Genomic DNA, 7,878 nt, shown 5'->3' with positions numbered 1-7,878 from the left:
AGTTGATCGAGCCCGGCTTCGCGCAAGCGCCGCGGCATGGCCAGGTTCCGGTGATGGTGGGCTCCGGCGAGAGCACCACCATCGTGTGGGTGCCGGCGGACACGGACGCCGCACACCGCGCGATGGTTGGCCGGGATGGCGTGCCGCCCGAGGCCAGGGTGCCTGGCTGACACCTCCACCGCGGCTGATCGGCAGGGTCAGCAGGCCCTGCCTCACCTTCCACCCCAACGGCGGTGCGACGTGAGCGATGTCGCTCCCGCGCCCGCCGCACCATCAGGAGCCCACATGACCCTCCACGAGGATATCACCGCCTTCTTCACCGACTACGTCGAGGCGTTCACCCGCAACGATGCCGCCGCGCTCAGTGAGCTGTGGGACGCGGTTGGGCTGTTCCCCTCGCCAACCGGCAATTTCGCCATGGAACGCCATGCCTTCCGCGCCCACTGCGTGGGGCTGATGGAATTCTACCGCCGACAGGGTGTGGAGCGACCCGAGGCCGAACTGCTCTCCGCAACCGAGTTGTTCCCGAATGTCGCGCAGGCCCGGCTTGCCTGGCGGATGCGCGGCAAGGACAACGCCATCATTGCGGAGTGGGAGCATGTCTACATCCTGCGCCGCACCGACCGAAGCACCATCCATCTCCAGCGCGACCGCGGCCGAGGTGAGCGCGAAGGCGTAGGATTCGCGGTCGCGGATCTTGTGGTAGGTCGAGGCACGGCCACGCCCGGTCCGCGGGATGCGGACATGGGTGATCAGTTCGCCATGGGCCAGCGATGTCTCGATGTGCGGCGTCTCGCCCGGCTCCAGGAAGAAGCTCTCGATGGGGATGCTGCGCCGGCCGGCGGGTCCGATCACATCCACCTCGGCATCCAGGGCTGCCAGCGCGACCGCGAGGTCGCCCGGGTAATTTGCGATGCAGTGCCGACTCGTGCCGAGCAGGGCGAGCGGGCGGTCCATCCCGTCCATCGCCGAGCAGCCGCTGCCTGGCGCGCGCTTGTTGCACGCGAAGGGCGCGCCGAAGCGGAAATAGGCGCAGCGGGTCCGCTGCAGCAGGTTCCCGCCGATGGTCGCCATGTTGCGGATCTGCTGCGACGCCGCCTTCCAGAGCGCCTCGGAGAGCACGGGAAGATCGCGCCGCACCGCCGCATGCTCGGCGACATCGCTCATCCGCGCGAGCGCGCCGAGGCTCAGCCCCGCGGCGGAGACCGAGACTTGCTCCAATTCGCGGATGCCGGTGATGTCGATCAGTGCCGCGGGCGCCTCGACGCCGAGCTTCATCAGGTCGTAGATCGTCGTGCCGCCGGCGAGGTAGCGCGTGTCGGCACCCCCGGCCATCGCGGCTTCCACCGCTTCGGCGACGGAGGTGGCGCGGGTATAGCGGAAGGGGCGCATGGGTCAGCCCGCCCCCATCCGGGGCGCGGCGTCCTCAATGGCCGCAAGGATGCCGACATAGGCACCGCAGCGGCAAAGATTGCCGCTCATGTACTCGCGGATCTGGTCCGGCGATGCCGCGTGGCCCTCGCGCACGCAGGCGATGGCCGACATGATCTGACCGGGCGTGCAATAGCCGCATTGCAGCGCGTCGTGGTCAATGAAGGCCTGCTGCATCGGGTGCAGGGGGCCGTCCGGGCCGGAGATGCCCTCGATCGTCGTGACCTGGCGGTCCTGCGCCTGCGCGGCCAGGGTCAGGCAGGCCAGCACCCGCCTCCCATCCACATGCACCGTGCAGGCGCCGCACTGGCCGTGGTCACACCCCTTCTTGGCGCCCGTCAGCGCCAGATGCTCACGCAGCGCGTCGAGCAGGGATGTGCGGTTGTCGATCTCGAGCGTCCTGACGAGCCCGTTCACCACGAACGTCAATGGCCGATGATGCGGGCCGGTTGCCCCACGCGCGGCCGCGGCCAGCGGGCTGCCGGCAAGCACCGATCCCGCGACCCCGCCGGCGAGCAGCTCACGCCGCGCCAGCGCCGGCGGCGCCTCCGACCCTGGGCTTTCCTCCGGCCCTGCCATCACACGCCTCCTTGTCCAAGCTGCGCGCGCAATTTGCGGCGGGACCGCCGCGCATGTCGCTCGCGGGATTGCCATGTGCCCACGCGAAATTGCTGCTTCCGATGCCCGGCGCATCCGCCGACCGCGCCAGTCGCCTGCGGAACGGCCCACACATCAAGGTGAGCACATTCTGAGGTTGATCTCGCGCGCGCCCGCGGCCCGTGTGACGTCAGCCTGCAAGGCGTGCGGCGGATCAGGCCAGCGGCGGACCTTGCCGCAGCCGGTCCAGCAGCCATCGCCCGGCGGGGCCCGGCGCATGATCCCGACGGTGCGCCGCGTAGATCACGAGCTCGCCGCTTGGGGCCGGATCGTCCTCGAGAGGTAGCGGGACAAGCCTGCCCTGCTCGATCAGCCCCGCGATCAGATGCTCGGGCATCCGGCACCAGCCGAAGCCGGCGAGCAGGAAGTCCATGCGACGCCCGAGGTCGACAAAGCGCCACAGGCGCGCGCTGGAAAGCCCATAGCTGGCCCCGCCCGGGTCCACGGGATCGGACAGCACCAGCTGGACATGCGCCTCCAGATCGCCGCGCGAGGCGGGCCGGCGCAGCATGGCCAGCGGATGGAAGGGGGCAACCACGGGCAGCATCGCGATGCGCATCAGCGGATAGGCGGTGATGTCGTCCGGGACACCGGGCAAAAGCATGCAGATGCCCAGTGCCGTGCGGCCGCTGCGCAGCCGACGTTCCGAACCGCCCAATCCCTCGGTCGAGAACGTGACCGGCAGACCGGGGAACCGGTCGCTCAACGCGCGCAGGCTTTCGATCAGGGGCGCGGTCGGCACCAGAGGATCAATGGCAAGCGCCAGCTCGGGCTCCAGCCCACCCCGCGTACCGGCCGCCAAGGCTTCGAAGCGCGCGGCACTGGCCAGCACCAGCCGCGCCTGATCCACCAGCACCCTGCCGGCGTCCGTCAGCCGCGGCCGATGACCGCTGCGATCGAACAGGATGACGCCCTGCGTTGCCTCCAGCGTGGCCACCGCCTGGCTGATCGCTGACTGCACGCGACCAAGCTTCCGCCCCGCGGCGGAGAAGCTGCCGGTGTCGGCGATCGTCGTCAGCACGCGGAGCTGATCGAGGCTGAGGCTGCCGATCACCCTCCATCACCTCGGCCGATGGAAATGATCATGATTTTATCGCTCCTGCCGTTTGTTGCGGGCCCTTAGATCGGTTCCGTGCAGCCCACCAGGGTGCCGGCATCTTCCGCGGGCGAGGGCTGCCCCTTCGAAACAGGTGTCAGGACACGCACATGACCAAGCTTCTCATCGTCGAGACCAGCCCGCGCGGCGAGCATTCCATATCCCGCGCCATGACAGGGCGGTTCGTGGCGGCGTGGAAGGCGGCGCATCCGGACGGGGCCATGGTGCATCGCGACCTTGCGCAGACCGACCTGGCCTTCGTGACGGCACCGTGGCTGCAGGCCTATTTCACCCCGCCCGGGCAGCATGGGCCGGAGATGAAGGACACGCTTCGCCTCTCCGACGCATTGGTCGGCGAAGTCCTCGCCGCCGACCACATCGTCATCGCCACGCCGGTCTACAACTACAACGTGCCTGCCGCGCTGAAGGCCTGGGTGGATCACATCGTCCGGAAGGGCCTGACGCTTGGCCTGGATGGCAAGGGGCTTGTCACGGGCAAGCGGGCGACCATCCTGCTCGCCTCAGGCGGGGTCTATACGGAAGGGTCGCCAATCCGCGAGCGCGACATCGCCACCACCTACCTCCGCATGATCCTCGGCGTCATCGGCATCACCGATGTCACGGTCGTCGCCGGCGGAGGTGCGAAGGCCGTCGACACGGGCGGGCAGACGATGGCTGCGTTCATCACCAACCTCGAACCCGAAATCCACCGCGCCGCCGCTGCGTAGGCCATTTCCCCTGCCTTCGCCGCGTGTCAGCCAGGCGGCGTGATGATCATCCGGCCGGTCGCTGCGTTCTTCGGCAGGGCGATCAGCGCGGCCACACCCGGGGCTGCACCCAGGGCAGGCGCCCGGCCTCGAGTTCGGCGATGATCTTTCCGGTGATCGCGTCGTGGAGGTTCGCACGGTCACCCGTGGCTCGGCCGCTCGGGGCCGGCCGCGTCGCGGAGCGGGTCGTGGCGGTTCTCGATGACGGGCCGGCGACGAGCCTCTCCGAGCCGCCACGGCTTCACCTGGCCCGGAAAGCCGGCGGCTCCATGATCCTGAACATGAGGATTTGGCCCAAGCCTCAACACCATGCGCCATGCCGCGACAGCGGGTGCTTCCCCGCCTCATGCCATGCGCGTGGGAAAGCAGCGGAAACAGGACCGCCACAACAGCAAAGATTTGGAAATGAGAAGGAATTTTGGAGCAGCGGTGGGAACCGGATTCCAACCTTCGCTGGGCGCTATGAGACGTGTCTCGCCGGCTGAGCCAGCCCTTGGCGCGCCGGCAACTGTGGAGGGCTGATTGTCGCGGCCGCTCCCGCTTCTGTCCCTGAGGCCAGAACCCGCACGGCCTCGATCTGCGAGAGAAACACCTGGCCATGGAAGTGCTCGAAGAAGTCTGACCGCTTCAGGGCATCCATCACCGGCCCCTTGACCTCCGACAGATGAAAGCCGACGCCGGCGGCACGCAGGCGGTCTGCGATCGCCTCCAGGCTTTCAAGCGCACTGGCGTCGATCAGGTTCACCGCCGGGCACATCAGGATGACATGCCGCAAGGCGGGGCGCGCCGCGACCTCGGCGTAGATTCGGTCTTCCAGATAGCGCGCATTGGCGAAGTACAGGCTCTCGTCCACACGCAGCGACAGGATGGCGGGATCGGTGATCACCGCGTGCCGGTCCACGTTGCGGAAATGCTCGGTGCCCGGCACCTGGCCGACAATCGCCATGTGCGGTGTGCTGGTGCGCCACAGGAACAGCAGCAGCGAAAGTGCCACGCCGGCGACGATCCCGGCCTCTACGCCGACGAACAGGACCAGCAGGATGGTCACGGCCATCGCCGCAAAATCGGCCTTGGAATAGGTGTAGGTGCGCCGGATCGCCTTCAAATCCACCAGCGACAGCACCGCAACGATGATCGTCGCCGCCAGCACGGCTTGGGGCAGGAAGCGGAACAGCGGCGTCAGGAAGAGCGTGGCCGCCAGGATGCCCAGCGCGGTGATGGCACCGGCGAGCGGCGTCTCGGCGCCCGCGTCGAAATTCACCACCGATCGCGCGAAGCCGCCCGTGACCGGATAGCCGCCCGACAGCGCCGCGGCGATGTTGGATGTGCCCAGGCCCACAAGTTCCTGGTTCGCCTCGATCCGCTGGCGCCGCTTGGCGGCCAGCGTCTGCGCGACTGAGACGGATTCCACGAATCCAACCAGGCTGATCAACAGGGCCGCCGGCAGCAATTGCACCCACAGATCGGCGCCGAAGACCGGCAGCGCGAAGGGCGGTAGGCCGGCGGGGATCTCGCCCACGATCTTGACGCCCTGCCGGTCCAGGCCAAAGGCGACGACCAGGAGAATGGAAACCACGATGGCCGCCAGCGGCCCCGCCTTGGCCAGTAGATCAGCCAGGCGGGGTTTGAGGCCAAGCCCGATCAGGCGCGGCTTCAACTGCTTGCGCACCCAGAACAGGAAGCCCACCGACGCCACGCCGATCAGCAGCGTGAAGATGTTGGTCGTGGTGATCTGACCCAGGATGCCTTCGACAATGCGCGGCAGCGTGTCGCCCGCAGCACGGATGCCCAGGATGTGCTTCAACTGGCTAGCCGCGATCAGGATGCCTGACGCCGTGATGAAGCCCGAGATCACCGGATGGCTCAGGAAGTTCGCGAGAAAGCCCAGCCGCAGCACCGCCATGGCGACCAGGATCAGCCCTGACAGGAAGGCGAGCGTCACCGCCGCCGCGAGGTGGGCGGCGGTGCCCTGCGCCGCGATGGGCGCCAGCGCCGCCGCCGTCATCAGCGATACCACGGCCACCGGTCCCACGGCGAGCGTGCGGCTGGTGCCGAAGACGGCATAGGCGATCAGCGGCAGGATGGAGGCATAAAGGCCAACCACCGGCGGCAGGCCGGCGAGCATGGCGTAGGCCAGGCTCTGCGGCACCAGCATGATCGTGACGATCACCGCGGCGAACAGATCGTTCACCGCTTCGCCGCGCGTGTAGCGCGGCGCCCATTCCAGGATGGGGAACAGCCGCTGCAGACGCGCGTTCATCTCACGCGGCCATCTGCGGCTTGGCCATCCATTCGCGCCCGCGCAGCATGGCCTGCCAGTAGATCGGCGGCAGCATCCGCTCCTTCAGCAGCCAGGCGAGATGGCTCGGCTGCGTGCCGTCGATCAGCCAGGTCGGAAAGCTCGGCAGCAGCTTGCCGCCATAGCCGAACTCAGCCAGCACGATCTTTCCGCGCTCGACGGTGAGCGGGCAGGAGCCGTAGCCGTCATAGACCGCATCCTGCTCCGCCGTGGCGCCCAGATCCTTGAGGAGGTTGTGCGCCACCACCGGCGCCTGCTTGCGCGCGGTCGCCGCCGTCTTGGCATTGGGCGCATTGCACGCATCGCCGAGGCCATAGACGCCCGGCAGCGTCTTGTGGCGCAGCGTCGCCTGGTCCACGTCCACCCAGCCCGCCGCATCCGCCAGCGGCGAGACGCGGATGAAATCCGGCGCCGTTTGCGGCGGCACGGCGTGAAGCATGTCGAACTCGCACTCGACCGTGGTCTTGGCGCCATCGGAGTCGGTGCGGGTGAACCAGGCGCGTCGCCCAGGACCATCGACCCGCACCAGATTGTGCTGGAAATGCAGCTGCGCTTTGTAGCGCTCGATGTAGCGCATCAGCGCGGGGACATATTCCTTCACGCCGAACAGCACCGCACCCGCATTGTAGAAATCGATTGAGATGTCCTTGAGCCGCCCGCTGCGCAGCCAGTGATCGGCCGAAAGGTACAGGGCCTTCTGCGGCGCACCGGCGCATTTGATCGGCATCGGCGGCTGGGAGAAGACAGCCCGACCGGACTTCAGGCCTTGGACACACTCCCAAGGTATAGGGCGCCAGGTCGTAGCGGTAGTTGGAGGTGACGCCGTTACGGCCGAGTGTCTCGGAAAGGCCCTCGATGCCGTCCCAGTTCAGCTTGAGGCCGGGGGCTACGACCAGCGCCGTGTACTTCACGACGCGACAGCCATCGAGGATGACGGCACGCTTCTCAGGCTCGAAGGCGGCCACCGCTGCCTTGATCCAACGCACGCCGGGCGGGATCAGCGAGGCCATGGTCTTGGCGGTCGTCGCCGGATCGAAGATGCCGCCGCCGACCATGGTCCAGCCGGGCTGGTAGTAGTGGATTTCGGCCGGGTCGATGATAGCGATGTCGAGGTCGGGCTGGCGCGACTTCAGGCTGGACGCGAGCGACACGCCCGCCGCACCCCCACCGATGATAACCACGGTATGCGTGGCGTCAGACACATCCGTGGGCGTGCGCCCGCCATTGGCGATCCGACGCGCGACGGCACCCATGTCGTAGCCTGCCGCCTTGGTGGCGCTGAGGATCTCCGGCAACGGCCGGCCCTGCGCCGCTTCCGAGAGCGACCACAGCGTCGCCGAGCGCGTGCCCGTTCGGCAGTACGCGAAGATCGGCTTTGGAAGGCTGGCGAAGAGCGTCCCAAAAGCAGCGGCGTCGCTGTCCTGCACCTGGCCGGAGATGACCGGCTGATAGGCAGCCTGCAGGCCGGCGCCCTCGGCGGCAGCCTCAATCTCGGCAAAGCCCGGCTGGTCGGCACCCTCGCCGTCGGGCCGGTTGCAGATGATGGATCGGAATCCGGCCGCGGCGATGCCTGCCACGGCGTCGGGCAGGATCTGCTCCGATACTGAGAGGCTCGCGTTGCTTCGCTT

Annotated in this window: 6 protein-coding genes and 1 pseudogene; 1 reads left to right on the top strand and 6 read right to left on the bottom strand. The window is 68.1% G+C overall.

All coding sequences use genetic code 11. From position 1 onward, the window contains the following. Positions 1-273: 273 nt before the first annotated feature. From JTN19_RS13160 to JTN19_RS13150, 3 genes are all read right to left on the bottom strand, one after another. Positions 274-1,392, bottom strand: coding sequence for an FAD binding domain-containing protein (locus tag JTN19_RS13160; RefSeq protein WP_206933518.1), 1,119 nt, complete (start codon positions 1,390-1,392; stop codon positions 274-276). A 3-nt stretch (positions 1,393-1,395) separates the two neighbouring features. Next, positions 1,396-2,010 (bottom strand): (2Fe-2S)-binding protein, encoded by a 615-nt coding sequence (locus JTN19_RS13155; protein WP_206933516.1) that lies wholly within the window; start codon positions 2,008-2,010, stop codon positions 1,396-1,398. 232 nt (positions 2,011-2,242) lie between these two features. Then, positions 2,243-3,142, bottom strand: coding sequence for a LysR substrate-binding domain-containing protein (locus JTN19_RS13150; protein WP_206933514.1), 900 nt, complete (start codon positions 3,140-3,142; stop codon positions 2,243-2,245). Between the two features lie 152 nt (positions 3,143-3,294). On the opposite strand from JTN19_RS13150, the gene JTN19_RS13145 reads away from it, so the two are divergent. Continuing rightward, a complete protein-coding gene (locus tag JTN19_RS13145) occupies positions 3,295-3,912 on the top strand; it encodes an FMN-dependent NADH-azoreductase (RefSeq protein WP_206933511.1) in 618 nt (205 codons plus the stop codon). A 499-nt stretch (positions 3,913-4,411) separates the two neighbouring features. Here the strand turns inward: JTN19_RS13145 and JTN19_RS13140 are convergent, their stop codons facing one another. From JTN19_RS13140 to JTN19_RS20535, 3 genes and pseudogenes are all read right to left on the bottom strand, one after another. Continuing rightward, complete coding sequence (locus JTN19_RS13140) at positions 4,412-6,211, bottom strand: SulP family inorganic anion transporter (RefSeq protein ID WP_206933501.1); 1,800 nt, start codon at positions 6,209-6,211, stop codon at positions 4,412-4,414. Between the two features lies 1 nt (position 6,212). Then, a complete protein-coding gene (locus JTN19_RS20540; protein ID WP_340643326.1) occupies positions 6,213-6,977 on the bottom strand; it encodes an NAD(P)/FAD-dependent oxidoreductase in 765 nt (254 codons plus the stop codon). Positions 6,978-7,134: 157 nt separating this feature from the next. Beyond that, positions 7,135-7,827 (bottom strand): annotated as a pseudogene (locus JTN19_RS20535) (TIGR01244 family sulfur transferase); the annotation flags it as partial. Positions 7,828-7,878 lie beyond the last annotated feature (51 nt).

Origin of the sequence: Roseococcus thiosulfatophilus, assembly GCF_017311575.1 — a bacterium.
Classification (GTDB): Bacteria; Pseudomonadota; Alphaproteobacteria; order Acetobacterales; family Acetobacteraceae; genus Roseococcus; species Roseococcus thiosulfatophilus.
Note: the sequence above shows the minus strand (reverse complement) of the source record. Positions and strands in the feature narration are given on the sequence as shown.

Bases quoted from the DNA above. Each gene is read 5' to 3' on its own strand.
- JTN19_RS13140 (WP_206933501.1), bottom strand. From the start codon at position 6,211: ATGAACGCGCGTCTGCAGCGGCTGTTCCCCATCCTGGAATGGGCGCCG.
- JTN19_RS20540 (WP_340643326.1), bottom strand. From the start codon at position 6,977: ATGCCGATCAAATGCGCCGGTGCGCCGCAGAAGGCCCTGTACCTTTCG.
- JTN19_RS13155 (WP_206933516.1), bottom strand. From the start codon at position 2,010: ATGGCAGGGCCGGAGGAAAGCCCAGGGTCGGAGGCGCCGCCGGCGCTG.
- JTN19_RS13160 (WP_206933518.1), bottom strand. From the start codon at position 1,392: ATGCGCCCCTTCCGCTATACCCGCGCCACCTCCGTCGCCGAAGCGGTG.
- JTN19_RS13145 (WP_206933511.1), top strand. From the start codon at position 3,295: ATGACCAAGCTTCTCATCGTCGAGACCAGCCCGCGCGGCGAGCATTCC.